The sequence below is a fragment of the Exiguobacterium acetylicum DSM 20416 genome, from assembly GCF_000702605.1.
GTDB classification, from domain to species: domain Bacteria; phylum Bacillota; class Bacilli; order Exiguobacteriales; family Exiguobacteriaceae; genus Exiguobacterium_A; species Exiguobacterium_A acetylicum.
The window spans coordinates 1,158,098-1,175,860 of record NZ_JNIR01000001.1; the positions used below are offsets into that span (position 1 = coordinate 1,158,098).

Annotated in this window: 13 protein-coding genes and 2 pseudogenes; 6 read left to right on the forward strand and 9 right to left on the reverse strand. The window is 47.7% G+C overall.

Features of this window, described 5'->3' with window-relative positions; genetic code table 11:
* Positions 1–55: 55 nt before the first annotated feature.
* The 3 genes and pseudogenes from P401_RS0106260 to P401_RS0106270 form a co-directional block, all read left to right on the forward strand.
* Positions 56–601 (forward strand): annotated as a pseudogene (locus P401_RS0106260) (recombinase family protein); the annotation flags it as partial.
* Positions 602–631: 30 nt separating this feature from the next.
* A pseudogene (locus P401_RS17610) lies at positions 632–3,566 on the forward strand (Tn3 family transposase).
* Positions 3,567–3,723: 157 nt separating this feature from the next.
* Complete coding sequence (locus P401_RS0106270) at positions 3,724–3,951, forward strand: hypothetical protein (protein ID WP_029341720.1); 228 nt, start codon at positions 3,724–3,726, stop codon at positions 3,949–3,951.
* 33 nt (positions 3,952–3,984) lie between these two features.
* Here P401_RS0106270 and P401_RS0106275 read toward each other — a convergent pair whose 3' ends face one another.
* The 9 genes from P401_RS0106275 to P401_RS0106315 form a co-directional block, all read right to left on the reverse strand.
* Entirely contained in the window at positions 3,985–4,200 is a 216-nt protein-coding gene (locus tag P401_RS0106275; protein WP_029341721.1) for a DUF3006 domain-containing protein, read from the reverse strand.
* Between the two features lie 21 nt (positions 4,201–4,221).
* Positions 4,222–5,082, reverse strand: a complete 861-nt coding sequence (locus P401_RS0106280; protein WP_029341722.1) for a ComEC/Rec2 family competence protein — start codon at positions 5,080–5,082, stop codon at positions 4,222–4,224.
* Complete coding sequence (locus P401_RS0106285; protein ID WP_029341723.1) at positions 5,079–5,630, reverse strand: histidine phosphatase family protein; 552 nt, start codon at positions 5,628–5,630, stop codon at positions 5,079–5,081. Before P401_RS0106285 ends, P401_RS0106280 begins: the two co-directional genes overlap by 4 nt.
* A gap of 46 nt (positions 5,631–5,676) precedes the next feature.
* On the reverse strand, positions 5,677–6,471 hold the full coding sequence (locus P401_RS0106290) for a DUF3307 domain-containing protein (protein ID WP_029341724.1): 795 nt from the start codon (positions 6,469–6,471) through the stop codon (positions 5,677–5,679).
* Positions 6,468–7,115: a hypothetical protein gene (locus P401_RS0106295; protein ID WP_029341725.1), complete on the reverse strand. Its 648-nt coding sequence runs from the start codon at positions 7,113–7,115 to the stop codon at positions 6,468–6,470. Before P401_RS0106295 ends, P401_RS0106290 begins: the two co-directional genes overlap by 4 nt.
* A 286-nt stretch (positions 7,116–7,401) precedes the next feature.
* A complete protein-coding gene (locus tag P401_RS0106300; RefSeq protein WP_230088538.1) occupies positions 7,402–7,872 on the reverse strand; it encodes an NUDIX domain-containing protein in 471 nt (156 codons plus the stop codon).
* A gap of 298 nt (positions 7,873–8,170) precedes the next feature.
* A complete protein-coding gene (gene parC, locus P401_RS0106305) occupies positions 8,171–10,576 on the reverse strand; it encodes a DNA topoisomerase IV subunit A (protein ID WP_029341727.1) in 2,406 nt (801 codons plus the stop codon).
* Complete coding sequence (gene parE, locus P401_RS0106310) at positions 10,569–12,539, reverse strand: DNA topoisomerase IV subunit B (RefSeq protein ID WP_023468335.1); 1,971 nt, start codon at positions 12,537–12,539, stop codon at positions 10,569–10,571. Before parE ends, parC begins: the two co-directional genes overlap by 8 nt.
* A gap of 178 nt (positions 12,540–12,717) precedes the next feature.
* A complete protein-coding gene (locus tag P401_RS0106315; RefSeq protein ID WP_023468336.1) occupies positions 12,718–13,119 on the reverse strand; it encodes a CoA-binding protein in 402 nt (133 codons plus the stop codon).
* A gap of 430 nt (positions 13,120–13,549) precedes the next feature.
* Between P401_RS0106315 and P401_RS0106320 the strand changes: the two genes are divergently transcribed.
* The 3 genes from P401_RS0106320 to P401_RS17615 are packed head-to-tail and all read left to right on the forward strand — an operon-like array spanning position 13,550 to position 17,757.
* Positions 13,550–14,590 (forward strand): tyrosine-type recombinase/integrase, encoded by a 1,041-nt coding sequence (locus P401_RS0106320; RefSeq protein ID WP_029341728.1) that lies wholly within the window; start codon positions 13,550–13,552, stop codon positions 14,588–14,590.
* 30 nt (positions 14,591–14,620) lie between these two features.
* On the forward strand, positions 14,621–17,230 hold the full coding sequence (locus P401_RS0106325) for a DEAD/DEAH box helicase (RefSeq protein WP_029341729.1): 2,610 nt from the start codon (positions 14,621–14,623) through the stop codon (positions 17,228–17,230).
* Complete coding sequence (locus P401_RS17615; protein ID WP_051656266.1) at positions 17,227–17,757, forward strand: glycerol-3-phosphate acyltransferase; 531 nt, start codon at positions 17,227–17,229, stop codon at positions 17,755–17,757. Before P401_RS0106325 ends, P401_RS17615 begins: the two co-directional genes overlap by 4 nt.
* Positions 17,758–17,763 lie beyond the last annotated feature (6 nt).

Below are 17,763 nucleotides of genomic sequence, written 5' to 3' on the forward strand. Positions count from 1 at the left end.
CTTATAATCCGAATTAGGGAACAATTATTCTTGGGGAGGGAATTTAACGGGAAAAGTTTTTGGATATGCTCGTGTTTCTACTCAAGATCAAATTTTAGATCTTCAAATTGATGCTTTAGAAAAAGCAGGCGCAGCTGTTATTTACAAAGAGAAAATAACTGGAACGAGAAAAGAACGTCCAGAATTAGAACAACTCCTAAAGGCTATAAGTAAAGGTGATTCTGTGGTCGTTTATAAGTTGGATCGTATCTCAAGGTCTACAAAACATCTAATTGAATTGGTTGAAACCTTTGAAGAAAAAGAGGTCAATTTTATTTCCATACAGGATAATATTGATACATCAACAGCTATGGGACGTTTTTTCTTCCGAACAATGGCGAGTATTGCTGAACTAGAACGAGATATTATCAGTGAGCGTACAAAATCAGGATTACAATCTGCAAGAATGAGAGGCCGAAATGGGGGGAGACCTTCCAAAGACCCCAAGTTGGTGGAACGTGCTTTAAAACTACATTCATCTAAACAATATAGCATCAAAGAAATTACGGATATGACGGGTGTTAGTAAATCAGTGTTGTATCGAGCTTTAGAAAAAAATTAAACCTTCGGGTTGGATTAGGGGGATTTTCCTGTGTATCTAAGAGCAAGAGAACTACTTACACCTGATCAAAGAAAGGATTTTTTGTTAATCCCGTCTACTTTAAGTAATTGGGAATTAGCGTATTACTATACTCTTACACAAGATGATATTGAGGTAATAAGACGTAGAAGAAGAGATCATAATCGATTGGGATTCGCTATTCAAATTTGTCTTTTTCGTTACCCTGGTTGGTCTCTTTCAGATATCAAGAATGTTCCTGATAAGGTGATAAACTATGTTGCTAATCAGTTACAAGTAGATGCAAGTGAATTTAAGCTATATTCTGAACGAGAGCAAACGAAACATGAACATATGGAGGAAATACGAAAGTATTATGGTTTTTCTAATTTTTCAGCACAGTCATATCGGATTATTTCACAGGCATTACTCCCCCATGCAATTAAAAATTTAAATGCACTGTTCCTAATAAGGATGACTTTAGAAGAAATGCGAAAGCGAAAAATCATTCTGCCTGCTATGACAACGATTGAAAGATTAGTATGGGAAACAAGGCGAAGGGCAGAGGAGAAAGTATATAATTCACTCTATAAACCGTTATCTCCATGGCAAAAACAACAATTGGAGAAATTAATTGATACCCCTTCCGATAAATCCAAAACTAAGCTTGGATGGCTAAGGGAAATACCAGGTCAGTCATCACCAGATGCTTTTTTAAAAGTAATTGAGAGATTAGAATATGTTCGTTTATTAAATCTTTCAACAGAGTCCGAAAATATTCACTCGAATAGGCTGCTTCAGCTTGCTAGGCGCCCGATATGACCCTCATTCCTTTCGGAGGTTTAATGAGAATAAAAGGTACGCTATTCTTGTAGCTCACCTTTTAACTCTTAGTCAAGATCTAATCGATCAAGCTATCGAAATTCATGACTGCCAAATTATGATCTTACAGTCAAAGGGTAGAAAAGCACAAGAAGAACTGCAAAAGCAAAATGGAAAATCTATCAATGAAAAAGTACTGCACTTTGCGGATATTGGTGAAGCTTTAGTAAAAGCACGAAATGAAGAGCTAGATCCATTTGAAGTATTAGAGAAAATAATGCCTTGGGAAAGGATTGTTGATTCTATAGAAGAAGCAAAACGTTTAGCTCGTCCTATGGACTACGATTACTTAGATTTGTTGGTCACCCGGTTTAGTTACCTTAGAAAGTATACACCGGTACTTCTCAGTAAATTGGAGTTCCGTACGACTCAGGCTTCTGAGCCTTTATTGCGCGCTCTAAATGTCTTGCGTGAAATTAACAATAATAAGAAACGCCATATTCCCGAAGGCGCGCCATTGGATTTTGTGCCAAAGAGATGGCAGAAACATGTCTATGATGAAGATGGAAATATTAATCGAAAGTATTATGAATTAGCAGCATTAACCGAATTAAAAAACCATATCCGTTCAGGAGATATATGGGTTGCTGGAAGCAGGTTACATAAGGGTTTTGAAGAATACTTAGTCACTAAAGATAATTGGGATGAAACTAAGAATACAGGCAATAGATTAGCTGTTGGTATGTCAGCTCAAGAATATATAATTGAGAGAAATACTGCTTTAAATGAAAGATTAGATTATATATTGGAAAAAATAGATTCTCTTGAGGGAATAAGTATTGACAAGTCAAGGATACGACTTGACCGTTTAGAGAAAGATACACCGGAAGATGCCAAATCTCTTAGCCAAACTTTATATAACATGTTACCACGGGTAAAACTTACTGATTTATTGATTGAAGTTTCAAATTGGACAGGATTCGATGAACACCTTGCTCATGCGTCTAGTAATCGTCCACCTAAGGGAGAAGAAAAGTCTATTGTAATGGCTACGATTATGGCTATGGGAACCAATATCGGTCTTACCAAAATGGCTGAAGCAACACCAGGAATCACCTATCATCAGTTAGCTAATGCAGCCCAATGACGATTACATGAGGATTCTTTGAGTAAAGCTCAAGCTACTTTAGTAAATTTTCAACATCATCTTTCTTTATCAAAATATTGGGGAAATGGGAGTACCTCATCTTCGGATGGCATGCGTGTACAAGTTGGCGTCTCTTCTCTTCATGCTGATGCTAACCCACACTACGGAACAGGGAAAGGAACTACTATCTATAGATTCACCAGCGATCAATTTTCTTCTTTTTATACAAAGGTTATTAACACAAACGCTAGGGATGCTGTACATGTCATCGATGGATTGCTTCATCATGAATCAGAATTATCCATTGAAGAGCATTATACGGATACGGCTGGTTACACCGATTAGGTTTTTGGATTAAGCCATATATTAGGTTTTCGCTTTGCTCCTAGAATGCGAGATCTATCTGACTCTAAACTTTATGTCATGGATAAATCCAATGTTTATTCAAAGATTGACAGCATTCTACGAGGAAAAATCAACATTAAGATTATTCAAGATAACTATGATGATGTCTTACGATTAGCACATTCCATACGGGAAGGTAGAGTATCGGCTTCACTTATTTTAGGAAAGTTAGGATCTTATTCTCGCCAAAATAAAATGGCAACAGCATTGCGAGAGATGGGTAGAATTGAAAAGACAATCTTTATATTAGACTATATTTCTAATGAAACATTACGCCGGCGTATCCAAAGAGGATTAAATAAGGGTGAAGCTATGAATGGATTGGCAAGAGCCTTATTTTTTGGTAAACGTGGAGAGTTACGGGAAAGAGGATTGCAAGATCAACTTCAACGAGCTAGTGCCTTAAATATTCTTATAAATGCTATTACAGTTTGGAATACCGTTTATCTCACAGAGGCTACAAAGATATTAAAAGAGGAGTTATTACCTCACATTTCCCCATTGGGTTGGGAACATATAAATTTACTTGGAGAATATTTATTTGATTCGAAAAAGGTACCCAAATCAAATGAATTACGACCTTTAAAGATATAAAAATTATGCTGATATCTCCTTAGCGTTGGTGATATCAGCTTATGTTTTCCATTTATTGTATTAACGTGGGTTTTATGACAAAATATTGGTTATACCCCATTATGAAGTCACTTAGCGAATAGAAGGATATAGTCATTAGAATAGGGGGGATGGACAGATGAAACCACATACTACCGAATCGAACTCCACTCTAAACCAGCAACAAGATGTTGCTCACAGTCCTATCGACGAGTATCAACGGATTGTTGCCGGAGGACCTCCGAATCGCCGAGCCTTTGCCGCGATTCGTCGGCTCCCATTCGGATTACGTTTGCTGACGTATACGATCGGTTCCTTATTCACAGCAGGCATCCTCGCTGGACTCGTCATCAGTCTACTCGGTTAAAAAAGACTCCCTCAGCATTCCGAGGAAGTCTCATCATTCTTCAAAGAGATCATCCATCAACTCGGAGATCTCTTTTTTACGTGCGTTCGTCTCATCGCGTAAGATCCGAATCGAACGTCCGGTCCAGTCAAGTCGGTCGCCGATCGTTGCCTGGCGCGGCAAACGACTTTTCGGTAACGTGATTGTCTCGCGGTCGTCGGTTTCGCAAATCGCTAGATCGTCTTCAAAATCAGCTAGGGTCAATCGCATCTGATGCACCTCCACGTCTCGTTATTCCGGTCGTAAATCGGTCCGGTTCGATTCCTTGATGCCGTCACCGGTCGAGATATACTGAATCGTTCCACTTTGATCGGTCCGGTCAATCGTGATCCGTTCTGCTTTCAGTTCCTGTAAAACGGAGGGACGTGGGTGACGATAGGCATTGTCCTGCCCGGCTGAGATCAAGGCACGCTTCGGATCAACGGCTTGTAGGAAGGGCAGGGAGGACGATGTGTCTGCTCCGTGATGCCCAAGCTTCAAGACATCGGCGCTAAGATCGGCATCCGACTCGAGCAATTGTCGTTCCGTCCGGATCGGAGCGTCACCCATGAAGAGGAACCGGTCCTGTCCATGTTCGACCCGCAGAACGGCACTCCAACTGTTGAGATCCTGCGTTCCGTCCGTTAGGGGCGCAAGGAACGTAAAGCGTGCGGCTTCACTCGGTATCTCAAGACCCGCCTTAACCGACTTGATCGTCACCCCTTCGCGTTTGACGGCTAGAAGGAAATCGCGATATGTCTCTGTCGTATGCGTGACACGCGGGGCATAGACGCTATCGACTGGAAAGGCATCGAGGACGGTATCGAGTCCACCGATATGATCGGCGTCCGGATGTGTCGCTATGACTGCTGTTAAGCGTTTGACACCCAATTCTTGCAGGTAGCGGACGACATCCTCGCCTTTGCCGTTATTCCCACCGTCAATCAAGATCGCGTCTTCCTTCGTCCGGATGAACGTGCTATCCCCTTGACCGACGTCAAAACCATAGACCTCCATTTGTCCCGCGGTTGGGGCAGGGGGCTCTTCGTCCCGTGTCGTGTAGAAGATGACGATCAGGCAGAGGGCTAACAGAATCGTTGAGCCCCATTTCAACATGTCGGTTCCTCTTTCTCGAACAGATAGAGCATGCCGTTACGCGGATGACCGAACCGTGGCCCCCGGTAACCGCGCCGTTTCAAGGCAGCACGCATCAGAATCATCATACCGCCGTGCCCGACGAGCAATACTCGTTCATCATCCTCGAACATCAGTTGATTCAATAAGACCTCAATCCGTTCGTTCGCTTCCTTGATCTCCGCCTGAATCCGTTTGCTGAACGGGGCTGCCAGTCGACCGAGGACCGCCCAGCCAAGAAACGGTAACCGGAGATTCGAGCGGATTGTCGGAAACGGTACTTCCCGTAGTAAATCCGTCACGATGATCTCTTTATCGTAGACACTTTGTGCTGTCTGGACGGCACGTGGCATGCTACTGGCATAACAGACCGTCCAGTCGATCTGACCAAGCTCGACCGGTTGAATATCGATGTCTGACGTATCATACCGTTCAATCCATTTTTCAATATCGCTGGCGCTGATCCAGCCTTTCGTCGGGTATCCTTCCGTCACCCGGTGATGTCTCACTAATCCAATTTGTTTCATGCTTCGTGCGACGGTCAAGACCGTCTCCCTCACTTTCATTCATCGTTTAGAGTGCGGCGCGAATCGCCAGTCCACATAAAATCGCACCTAAGATACTGAGCAAGCTCCCGATGATGTAATATTCCGCAAAGCGGCGATCTTCAAACTGTTTAAAACGGGCCAGTGCCTTCAAGGCAATGATGAAGCCAATCGCTCCGGTTGCGTTCGTGACGACGAGCAGGGTGATGATCGCCCGTTCGACGAGACCGATATAACGCCCGATCCCGTTTAATTCCGTCGTATAACTGCGGGCAGAATCTTCGACTTCATGTGTGACGGTCCGTGAGACGCCATCGAGTTGCTCCTTACGTGTCACTTTTCGCTCGAAATGCGCTTCGATCAAGCGCGGAGCAAATGGTGCGAGCATCAAAGCAATCCCGTGACCGAGCAACTCCGTCGTCACTAAACTGAAGCACAGAATCCACAGGACCTGCTCGGGTCGCGCGAACGACAACGACCAATCGATTGGGACGAACACCCATGTCAACGCGATAATAACAGCAATATGTAACGCTTGATCGATCCAGTACGCCGCAGCTTGTTTGACGCGACGTTTGAGCGGGGAGGCATCGAGTAGGGCGTGAAACACGAGAATACTTCCTCCAAGCCATCCGGCGATGTCGATGGTTAATACCCCTCGGATGACGAAGAACGCAAGGACAAGTAGCATCAGAGCCGCATGAACGGCAAGATGTTGGAATAAGATTCGTTGGTGTCGGTGTTTCAGTAGCGCCATCCGTCTCGTCTGTAATGGGAAATCAGCAAGTAGATGGACAAGTATAAGGCTAAGTAAGACGGTCACCGAATCGCCTCCCAGACTTGGAATTGCTCCAGCGCCTGTGTCAAGGCAGCTTCAAGTCGCTTGCGTTGTTTACGCTGCGAGCGGGAAACGAGTTTTGCGACATTCGCGCGGGCATCCTGTTCTTTAAAGCCCATTTTCAGTCCAATCTCTTCATACGTATCATCTGGATAGTGATCCATCAACCGGTGCAGTTCAATCTGACGGTCCGTCTTCCCGAAATACGCCGGATAAAGCATCTCGAGATAGCCATTCAGCAGGGCGGTCGGTAAGTAGGGCGGTCCAGCAAACGCAATCCGTGACGGAAGCGTCTTCGCCTGTTCTTGCGCTTCAAAAGCGTGAATGATCGCACTACCATTGGCTTCTTCAGCTTGGGTCGTCGAAATCGTCTCATACTGACCAAATCCAATCCCGATGTAACCTGGTAATTCTTGATTCAATAAGTGCAGAATGACCGGATAACTAACCGGATAATCCGCAAATACCGCTAGTAAGCTATCACCGGATTTGATTTGGAACGGAACGATACTCGTTGGAAATGCCGTATTTAGATCGTTCGCGAGTTCTCGGAGCGCTTGAAGTAATGCTTCTTTGCTCGGATAGTCGCGGGAGCCTTTGACATCAAACGACAAGGCAACAGCTTGCATGACGATTCCTCCTGTTCATTTGTTGCCACAATCATGGAAACATTTGATTTGTTACCGTTAAAAAGGTAACATTCGCGGTGTTACTGTTATTAGAGTAACAAAGAATGAGGAGGAAGACCAACAGGACGATAGACCGATTTTTACACGACAGGGGGCATGGATGAATCTGACTAAAATATCATTTTTTTATTTAAGTTAACATAACATATATTATCAATAGTTATAAGATTTTGTCTCATAATCAAGGTAAACTTAAGATAGTGAGACGAAACAAAAAAACACGGGATTAACCGTGTTTTCGACAATCATATGGACGTGTCCGTTCCAATCGATGAATCAAACGATCTAGGAATATATGATGGCGGCGTTCAAGTTGCGTGATCCGTTCAAGTGGCAACCACGCGAAATCAAAGAAATCACCGCAATCCTGACCGTCACCAGCAACACAATGTGTCCAGCGGTTCTCTTGGCATTCGATGTGTGCATGGTAGAAATACGTGTAATGCACCCGCATTCGTTCCGGATAACGCATCTCTTCTTCGCCGATGTACTGGACGGATGCTAACGAGAGACCACTTTCCTCAAGCGTCTCACGGACAGCCGCTTCCTTGGCGATTTCAGCATCTTCGATTGTACCTGCGGGGATCTGCCAATCACTCTCAGGAGCCGATTGTGGATGAAAAACAAGTAGTTCCCATCCGTTAGGTTTTTCCCGAGTGATATAGATTGCTACTTTTTCGCGACGTCTGAATTTCATCTTCATCACCTCTCCAAGGTCGGCAGATTGCACAACAAGCAGCTAAAGGGACGGTCCCGTAGCTGCTTGATCAATTGACGCTATAAGCAAAGCTGCGGAGACGCGTGACCCGACGCTTGTTCGTGACGAATCGTGACCTGACTATTTCTTCTATTGTAGCCGTTATTGGTCAGTGTTTCAATTTGTAAACGATATTTATAGCGATAAATCTCAAAATTCCGAGCGTTCGTCTCAAAATCCCCCTCTCCTGCCCCGTTAAATCTAAAAAAGCTCCCCCGTTAACCGGAGGAGCTGCATTTTATCGTGTATACCAGTCAAGCAATGGACCAAATTTCTCTTCATCGTAAGCAAATGAACCGTTCGACAAGCGGTCGAGGAACGATAACGAACCAATTTGGATCGTTTTCTCTTGCTCTTTCCCGCTGAGGACCAATTCTTTCGCTTGTGTGACGTCGATCAGTGCTGCGACTTGGTGTGGTTTCGATTTCAAACCACGGAGCAACTGTAAGCCACGGAGCGCACGGCTCGAGACTTGGAACTGATCCGCGAGACGCATCTTCTTCAAAGCACCGCGTTGCGTCAAGAGGACGATCTGTGGTGCTTCCTTGAAGCCGATCGCACCCGCAACGACATCCTGATCCTTCAGGTTGATCGCCTTGACACCGGCAGCTCGGACACCAACGACTGGGACGTCGTCTTCCGTGAACCAGAGCCCGAAGCCGTTCTGTGTCGCGAGGAACAGGTCGGTCTGACCCGTTGAGACCTGCGCATACAAGACTTCGTCGTCTGCCTTCAGACGGACGCCTTGGAGCGGTTTTGACTTCCGCTGCGCGTTGTAGTCACTCAGTTTCGAGCGTTTGACCATTCCTTGACGAGTGACGAACAAGCAATGCTGTGCTTCGTCGAACGAACGGACGAGATCAGCGGAGAGAACCCGGTCACCCGGTTCGAGTGGGACGAGGTTCGCGACGTGTTGACCGCCATCTTTCCACTTCGTATCCGGTAATTGATGGACCGGAATCAGCAAGTAGTTCCCGCGAACGGTCCAGACGATCAAGTGATCGGTCGTCATCGCTTGTCCTTGGAGCAACGGACGATCCTGTTCCTTCAAGTCCGGTAAGTCGTTCGAGGCTCCGAACGAACGGAGCGACGAGCGTTTGACGTAACCGTTCTTCGACAGGAAGACCATCGTTTCTTCGACGGCGATCATGACTTCCGTCTTCAGCTTCAGTTCTTCGACTTCCGCTTCGATTGTCGAACGACGTTTGTCCGCGACTTGTTCCTTTAAAATCGTCAATTCCTTAATGATCAGACGGTTTCGTGTTTTTTCATCGTTGAGGATCTTCTCAAGACGCGCGATTTCCTTCTCGAGTTTCGCTGCTTCTTCCTGCAACTCGACGATATCGGTATTCGTTAACCGGTACAGCTGGAGCATGACGACGGCTTCCGCTTGACGGTCCGTGAAGTTGAAGCGCGCAATCAGCTTATCTTTCGCGTCCGCTTTGTTCGACGCAGAACGGATCAAGGCAAGCGTCTCATCGAGGACAGAGATTGCTGTCATCAAGGCAGAAACGACTTCCTGACGGCGTTTCGCTTGTTCGAGGTCAAACGCTGTCCGGCGAATGACGACTTCCTTGACGTGTGCGAGATAGGCATCGAGGAGTGTCAAGACGCCCATTTGGCGCGGTGTCCGCTCATGGATCGCGACCATGTTGTAGTTATAAGCGATTTGTAGATCGGTTTGTTTGAGATAGAAGTGTAAGACACCTTCCGCGTCTGCTTCCTTCTTCAACTCGATGACGACACGTAAGCCGTCGCGGTCGGTCTCATCACGAACTTCCGCGACACCTTCGACCTTTTTATCAAGACGGAGTTCTTCCATTCGTTTGACGAGATTCGCTTTATTGACCTCATACGGGAGTTCCGTGATGACGATTTGCTGACGACCGCCCCGCAGTGTCTCAATCGTTGAGCGTGAGCGGATGATGACTTTCCCGCGTCCTGTCTCAAACGCCTTCTTGATGCCGTCAAGCCCTTGGACGACACCACCAGTCGGGAAATCAGGACCTTGCATATGTGTCAACAAGTCATCGACGTTCTGGACCGTTCCGGAGATCCGACCAATCGCAGCATCGAGCACTTCTCCCGCGTGGTGGGGTGGAATCTCGGTCGCGTAACCGGCGGAAATCCCTGTCGAACCGTTCATCAGCAAGTTCGGCAATAGTGACGGTAAGACGAGTGGTTCCTCAGTCGTATCATCGAAGTTGAGCGTGTAATCGACGGTCTGTTTGTTGATCCCGTCGAGAATGAGGCTTGAAACTTTCGATAAACGTGCTTCCGTATACCGCATCGCTGCCGCGCTATCGCCGTCGATCGATCCGTTATTCCCTTGCATATCGATTAACGGATAACGGAGCTTCCACTCTTGGCTCAAGCGGACCATTGCTTCATAGACTGACGAGTCACCATGCGGATGGTAGTTACCGATGACGACACCGACCGTCTTTGCCGATTTCCGGTAGGCACGGTCAAACAGGTTACCTTCCGTATGCATCGCATACAAGATCCGGCGTTGTACCGGTTTCAGACCATCACGGGCATCCGGTAAGGCACGATCTTGGATGATATATTTCGAATAACGACCAAACCGGTCGCCGACAACTTGCTCGAGCGACAGGTTCAGGATGTTTTGTAGATTAGACATGTTCGTTCACACTCTCTTTCGTCACGTGCTCATTCTCGATGATCGAGAGGTCTTCCGCGAGACCGAAGGCGACATTGTCCTCGATCCACGTCCGGCGGTGTCCGACGTTATCACCCATGAGGACAGAAACGCGTTTTTCCGCTACGGCAGCATCGTCGATCGTGACCCGAATCAACGTCCGTGTCTCCGGATCCATCGTTGTTTCCCAGAGCTGTGGTGCATTCATCTCTCCGAGTCCTTTGTAACGCTGGATCATATAGCCTTTGCCGAATTTCTTCGTCGTTTTCTTAAGTGTCTCTTCGTCCCAGACATATTCGAACTTCTCCGATTTGCCTTTTCCTTTTGAGACACGGTAGAGCGGTGGTAAGGCAACGAAGACCTTCCCAGCATCAATCAACGGACGCATGTAGCGGAAGAAGAACGTCAATAGCAAGACTTGGATATGCGCGCCATCGGTATCGGCATCGGTCATGATGATGACTTTATCAAAATTGCAATCTGACAAGTCGAAATCAGCTCCAACACCGCCACCAATCGCGTGAATGATCGTGTTGATCTCTTCATTTTTCATGATGTCAGCGAGTTTCGCTTTTTCTGTGTTCAAGACCTTACCACGGAGTGGAAGAATCGCTTGGAACGTCCGATTTCGTCCTTGTTTCGCGGAACCACCGGCAGAATCACCCTCGACGAGGAACAGTTCATTCTTGTCCGCGTTCTTCGAAGCAGCAGGCGTCAGTTTCCCGTTCAAGATACTCGAACGTTTCTTCTTTTTCCCGTTTCGTGCTTCTTCGCGGGCTTTTCGTGCCGCTTCCCGAGCTTGCGCTGCGCGGATCGCTTTTTTGATCAACAGCGTCGCCGTTTGCGGGTTTTCTTCCAAGTACGTCGAGAGACGACGACTGATGACAGCGTCACAGCTCGTCCGCGCTTCCGGTGAACCGAGTTTCGACTTCGTTTGTCCTTCGAACTGAAGGAATTCTTCCGGAATCCGGATCGAGACAATCATCGTCAAGCCTTCGCGGATATCGTTTCCGTCGAGGTTCTTATCTTTTTCCTTCAAGAGCGTGTTCTTCCGGGCATATTCATTCATGACCCGTGTCATTGCTGTCTTCGCGCCGACTTCGTGTGTTCCACCGTCGCGTGTCCGGACGTTGTTGACGAACGAAAGAACGTTTTCCGAGTATGCATCCGTGAACTGGAAGGCGATATCGACTTCGATCTCGTTTTCTGTTCCTTCGAACGCAACCGTCGGATGCAGTGTGTCTTTATCATCGTTCAAGTACTGGACGAATTCACTAACACCGTCTTGGTACTGGAAGATGTCCTGCTTATCGGACCGTTCGTCCGTCAGCGTAATCTTCAGACCCTTCAGCAAGAAGGCGGATTCGCGCAACCGTTCCGCGAGCGTATCGTAATTATAGGTTAACGTACTGAAGATCGAGCCATCTGGCTTAAAGTAGACGCTCGTTCCTTTTTGACGTGTCGTACCTGTTTCAAGCAATGTCGTTTTCGGCATCCCGCCGTTTTCGAACGTTTGCTCATATTGTTTTCCGTCACGGAAGATCGTCACTTTCAAGTCCGTTGATAAGGCGTTAACAACTGACGCCCCAACGCCGTGTAATCCACCGGACGTCTTGTAACCGCCCTGACCGAACTTACCACCGGCGTGAAGGACGGTGAAGATGACTTCTGCTGTTGGTTTACCAGACGCATGCATCCCCGTCGGCATTCCGCGTCCATGGTCACGCACCGTAATCGCATTATCTTTATGAATCGTGACATCAATTTGTTCCCCGAAACCTGCAAGCGCCTCATCGATCGCGTTATCAACGATCTCGTAGACGAGATGGTGAAGTCCACGGTGATCGGTTGAACCGATATACATACCTGGGCGCTTCCGGACTGCTTCGAGTCCTTCGAGCACCTGTATGGCATCATCATTGTAGTTATTTAAGTCTGTCGCCATTCATTTCACCTCAAAATTCGAAATTACGACGTCGTTTTTACAAACGTTCGTTCGTTATTTCGAGTAGTCTGTTTCTAATTGTAGGCATCTTCTTGCTTCCTGACAAGCATAACCTGTAAAGCGCATGAAAAAAGACACCTTCACGAACGGGTGAAGATGCCTGAAATCGTGCGATGACTCACAGATATTGATGCTCAATCTTGATGCAACGATTCTCAATATAAGGAATGCCGGCACCGAGTGCCAGGCTCTCGGCTTCAACACTTGAGAGACCGAGCTGATTCCAAATCATCCCGACGTCACCATGAGCGACAGCATCTTTCGCGACATCCGCTAAAAACTCCGACCGACGGAAAACATCGACGATATCGATGTGCCCTGGAATGCTCGCGACACTCGGATAGACTTTTTGACCGTTCCACTCGTTTAACGTCGGATTGACTGGAATGACTTCGTATCCATGTTGGACTAAGTAGTCAGCGATCCAGTTCGCCGTCTTCCCGGAATCACTTGAGACGCCGACGACCGCAATGCGTTTGGCATCCTTCAAATATTGACGTGCTTGTTGATCGGTAATCATCTAGAACTCCCCCTTATGAAAATAACTCTTACCTAACACTCTATACCCGAACCAAGATGAAGTATGCGAAATCGAGCATGTTTTCGACGTTTTTCAGAAATCGTCTTGAAATCAAATGAGTCGACCAATGACCCGTCGAACAGCTTCTCGATGCAACTGAGAGCGAAATTGAATATTCATTCTTTTTTGATGTTTTAGGTGACATAATACTATTATTGTTATTACAGAGAATATTGCAGCTTAAAAATCATAAAAAATAGGTTGAATTCTCACGTGCATTGAGTTGACCAACGACCCGTCCAGTATGTTGTCGATGCAACTGAGAGCTCCCTGTCTGACAATTTAAAGTTGCGTGAAATAACTATTTCACGCAAACAAGTGTCTGACGTACCAACGTTTGGTATACTACTACTAGAGGGGTGATTGTCGGATGAGTTTATTTAAAAACCTAGGAAAAACGATACATAAAACGACCGTTTCGGCTACAGCACCAGCGATTCCTGGTTATGAGCGGATGCCACGCTTCATTCAGTCCTATTTGGATCAGTTAGCAGCAAAACATTTCTCATTAGCAACGATGCGTCGCTACGTCTATGACTACGAAGCGTTCTTTCAATTCGTCGCTGCGGCGTCCGGTGAAGAAGTAACGGCGCGAGATATTCCGCTTGAAGCGTTCGTCGAGATCGATGCATCAGGAATCGAAGCCTATGCCGAATACCTTGCCTTAACGAAACAAAATGCACCAAGCGTGATCAACCGAAAGCTATCGGCGTTACAGTCGTTGTTCCGTTATTTGGTCGATACAGGTCAGCTGTCAGAAAATCCGGTCGCCAAAGTCAACCGACCAAAACAAGCGAAACGGGAACCGGTCTACCTGACGAAACGCGAGTGGGACGAATTGATTCAGTTGTTACCGTCGAACGTCGAGATGAATGCCCGGGAAGCGTCGCATTATGAACGTGATCGCGTCCGCGACGTGACGTTATTCCAACTACTCGGCTATAGCGGGATGCGTCTCAGTGAGATGACCCAGCTCGTCTGGAACGATGTCGATTTCCACGAAAACACGCTCCGCGTCATCGGAAAAGGTAATAAAGAACGGTTAATTCCACTTGCAAAACCAGCCCGGATTGCCTTACGCAAATACGCGATTCATTATCAGATGCCAACGAGCGGCGCCGTGCCTGTCTTTCAAAAACACGGGAAACCACTCAGTCCACGGGCAGTCCAGCATATTTTGCAGCGGCATACGGAACGATTGAAACCGGTCCTGCCCTTTTTAGAGCGAAAAAAAATTACACCGCATAAATTGCGGCATACGTTTGCGACACGTCTTGCGATTGGCGGGGTCGACGTCCTGACGATCCAGCAGCTACTTGGTCACGAATCCGTCGCGACGACACAAGTCTATGCCCATATCGGTGATTCCGAGAAAAAACGCGCCGTCGATTTATTTGATGGTGAACGATAATCATATTATGTTAACTAAAGGAGAGTTGTCATGAATTACGGGCTCAGTGAACGCAAAATCAAACAGATGTCTGATGCCTATGCTTTTCGACGGGGAAAGAAGTATGTCGCCGCTCGAAAGGTCACGTTGCATAATTATCGAATGGGCGACGAGCTGATCGAAGCGAGTGTCGACGGTGAGGAACGATTCACGGTGACCGTCCGCGTCAAGGCGCACGGTGTCGACGCCGGCTGTAATTGTCCCTCACTTGCGATGGATACATCGTTTTGTGGACATATCGTCGCTGTTTTACTAGCGATGCATCATGTACAGGCGCACGGTACACCGACGCCGTTATCGCCGCAAATCCGTCCGTTCTCAGCAATCCAAGTCGATGACGCTGGCGCGCGCCATTATTTACGCAGTCTCACACCTGATCGTCGGGTAGCGATTCATTTCGAACTGACTGGAGCTGTCGTGACGCTTAAACGATTGACGGACAATCAACAGCATCAACTGTCCCTATCCTACTTTGATCGTCTGCTTGGACAGGCCGAGTATCTGCAGCGACTCGCCGATGTTTCGTTCAGTCCTGATTTACAAGAACGAATCGTTTCCGGGACACCAATCGTCAAACTCCATCTCGACCGAACGGCTCAGGAAGTCGAAGTCCGCGTGTCGTTTGATTATCAAGGGATTCAGCTGAATCCGCTCGATGAGACGATTTACGCTGGACGGGATCAGGTAACGGAGCAAAGTGTCTTACGCTTCTTACGTGAATTCCAAGCAACACCACGAGACATGCGATACATCATCACGAGTGACGCCGCGCAGTATGCCTTTCTGCGGAGTCTGCTTGACGAACGGGTTGCGCTCGGTCAACTGGAGTTATTTGCAACACAAGCGATCCGGACGACGTTACCAAAAGGTCCGTTCCATCCGCGAATCGAAGTCGACGTAACGGACCGCCTCGACTGGCTCGTGTTCAACTTTTCGATGGACGGGATTCCAGAAGATGAGCTGAAACGTGTCCTGAAGTCGCTCGTCTTACAAAAACGGTACCACCGCTTGAAATCTGGACAGTTCGTTTCCCTTGAGACACGGGCCTTCGAGCAGTTGCAACGGGTTCTCGCCCAGATGGAAGCAAGTGAACGCGACTTACGCGATGGACGAATCGTCTTACCTGCCGTCCGGAACATGAAGCATCTGATCGGCGCCTCCGTCCTCCATCTTCACGCTGATTTGCTCGAGAAATGGCTTGAATTAAAATCCGGACAAGGATTCCGGCTCGACTTGCCGAATTCGTTAGAGTCACGACTCTATCCGTATCAACGGACGGGTATCCAATTTCTGAAGAATCTAGACGCGTTAGGATGTCACGGGATCCTAGCCGATGAGATGGGGCTCGGGAAGACGATTCAAGCGATTGGTTATATCGCGACGATTCCTGACCGTCGCGCGCTCATCGTCGCGCCGGCGTCACTGCTCCGCAACTGGGAAGCGGAACTGAAGCACTTTTTACCCGGTCGACCGGTTCATGTCGTCACTGGTTCTCAAGCCAGCCGACTCCGCGAACTGGAGCACTTACCTGAAGATACGGTGACGATCGTCTCCTATACGACGCTTCGGACCGACGTCCGTCGCCACCCTGTATATGACGTCATCTTCTTTGATGAAGCACAGCACTTGAAGAATCCGCAGTCACAAACGGTCAGTCAACTACGGCATCTGCAAGCAAAACGCCGGTTCGCCTTAACGGGAACACCGCTCGAGAATCGTCCGCGTGATATCTGGTCAATCTTCCACGTCTTGTTTCCAGAATTACTGCCGGATCTAATGACGTTTGAGAAATGGTCGTTTGATGATATGCAACAGTTCATCCAACCGTTCTTATTACGGCGCGAAAAACAAGATGCCTTACAGGATTTACCGAAAAAACAGATCGAGCATCATTATGTCGAGCTCGGTCCGAACCAAAAACGCTTATATGCGTCGTATCTCGCCAAACTGCAACTGGAGACGCTGCAACACTTAGACGAGACGAAACGCGAAGATCGTTTGAAGTTACTGGCTGGATTAACGCGGTTGCGGCAAATTTGCAACGATCCGGGATTATTCGTCGAAGGATACACCGGGGAAGCGACGAAACGAACGCGTCTGCTCTCTTTGATTGCCGAAAAACGAGCAGCCGGAAAGCGGATCTTGATTTTCTCGCAGTATACGCAAATGCTCGAGCGCATTCGCTCGGACCTCGCGCAACGTCACCTCCCCCACTTCTTGTTGACGGGTGAGACACCGCTTGAAGACCGGGTAGCGTTATGCGACCGGTTCAATGACGGTGAAGTCGATCTCTTCTTGATTTCCCTGAAAGCCGGTGGAACGGGACTGAATCTCGCGTCTGCTGATACCGTCATCCTGTTTGACAGCTGGTGGAATCCGGCTGTCGAACAACAGGCAGCCGATCGCGCCCACCGGCTTGGACAACAATCTGACGTGACGGTCATCAAACTGCTGACACGCGGGACAATCGAAGAAAAGATGACGGAATTACAAGATCGAAAAGCCCAGATGGTCGATGCCGTCCTGACGGCTCCAGACAGTGATGCCTTGACCGTCAAGGAACTCGTTCATCTCGTAACGACAAAGGAGGAACATCGGTGATCCTTGATCTCCTGCTTGGTTACCTTATCGGTAGCATTCTTGGCGGTACGCTCTGGAAGTACATCAGCCGTACCGATTTGGCACAGGTCGGCTCCGGAAACATCGGTGCTCGCAATGCCCATCGCGCCGGTGGGCTCCCGGCCTTTTTATTCGTTTATCTGTTTGATGCCGCGAAGACGATTCTTGCACTACAGCTAACAGACGCGTTTTATCCCATCGCTCTCGCCGTGCTTATCGGTCACTTGTTTCCGTTGTTTCATCCGCGACGCGGCGGCAAAGGGTACGCTGTGTTTTCCGGAATCGTCTTCGCCATCACGCCGTGGGCATACCTTGCCGGACTAGGCATACTCGGTTTGTCATATCTCGTAACGAAAGATAGCGTCAAAGCGGGGCTTATTCCGGTCGTTTTACTCCCGTTACTACCTGTCTACTTTGACGCGGGACCCATCAATATCTTGTGTACCGTTGCCGTAAGTCTACTTGTCCCGTGGGCTCATGATGCACTTCACAAGCCAGTCATTACATAAGGAGGA

Coding starts and splice junctions, on each gene's coding strand:
- P401_RS0106270 (WP_029341720.1), top strand. CDS start 3,724: ATGAAACCACATACTACCGAATCGAACTCCACTCTAAACCAGCAACAA.
- P401_RS0106275 (WP_029341721.1), bottom strand. CDS start 4,200: ATGCGATTGACCCTAGCTGATTTTGAAGACGATCTAGCGATTTGCGAA.
- P401_RS0106285 (WP_029341723.1), bottom strand. CDS start 5,630: ATGAAACAAATTGGATTAGTGAGACATCACCGGGTGACGGAAGGATAC.
- P401_RS0106295 (WP_029341725.1), bottom strand. CDS start 7,115: ATGCAAGCTGTTGCCTTGTCGTTTGATGTCAAAGGCTCCCGCGACTAT.
- P401_RS0106300 (WP_230088538.1), bottom strand. CDS start 7,872: ATGAAATTCAGACGTCGCGAAAAAGTAGCAATCTATATCACTCGGGAA.
- parC (WP_029341727.1), bottom strand. CDS start 10,576: ATGTCTAATCTACAAAACATCCTGAACCTGTCGCTCGAGCAAGTTGTC.
- parE (WP_023468335.1), bottom strand. CDS start 12,539: ATGGCGACAGACTTAAATAACTACAATGATGATGCCATACAGGTGCTC.
- P401_RS0106315 (WP_023468336.1), bottom strand. CDS start 13,119: ATGATTACCGATCAACAAGCACGTCAATATTTGAAGGATGCCAAACGC.
- P401_RS0106320 (WP_029341728.1), top strand. CDS start 13,550: ATGAGTTTATTTAAAAACCTAGGAAAAACGATACATAAAACGACCGTT.
- P401_RS0106325 (WP_029341729.1), top strand. CDS start 14,621: ATGAATTACGGGCTCAGTGAACGCAAAATCAAACAGATGTCTGATGCC.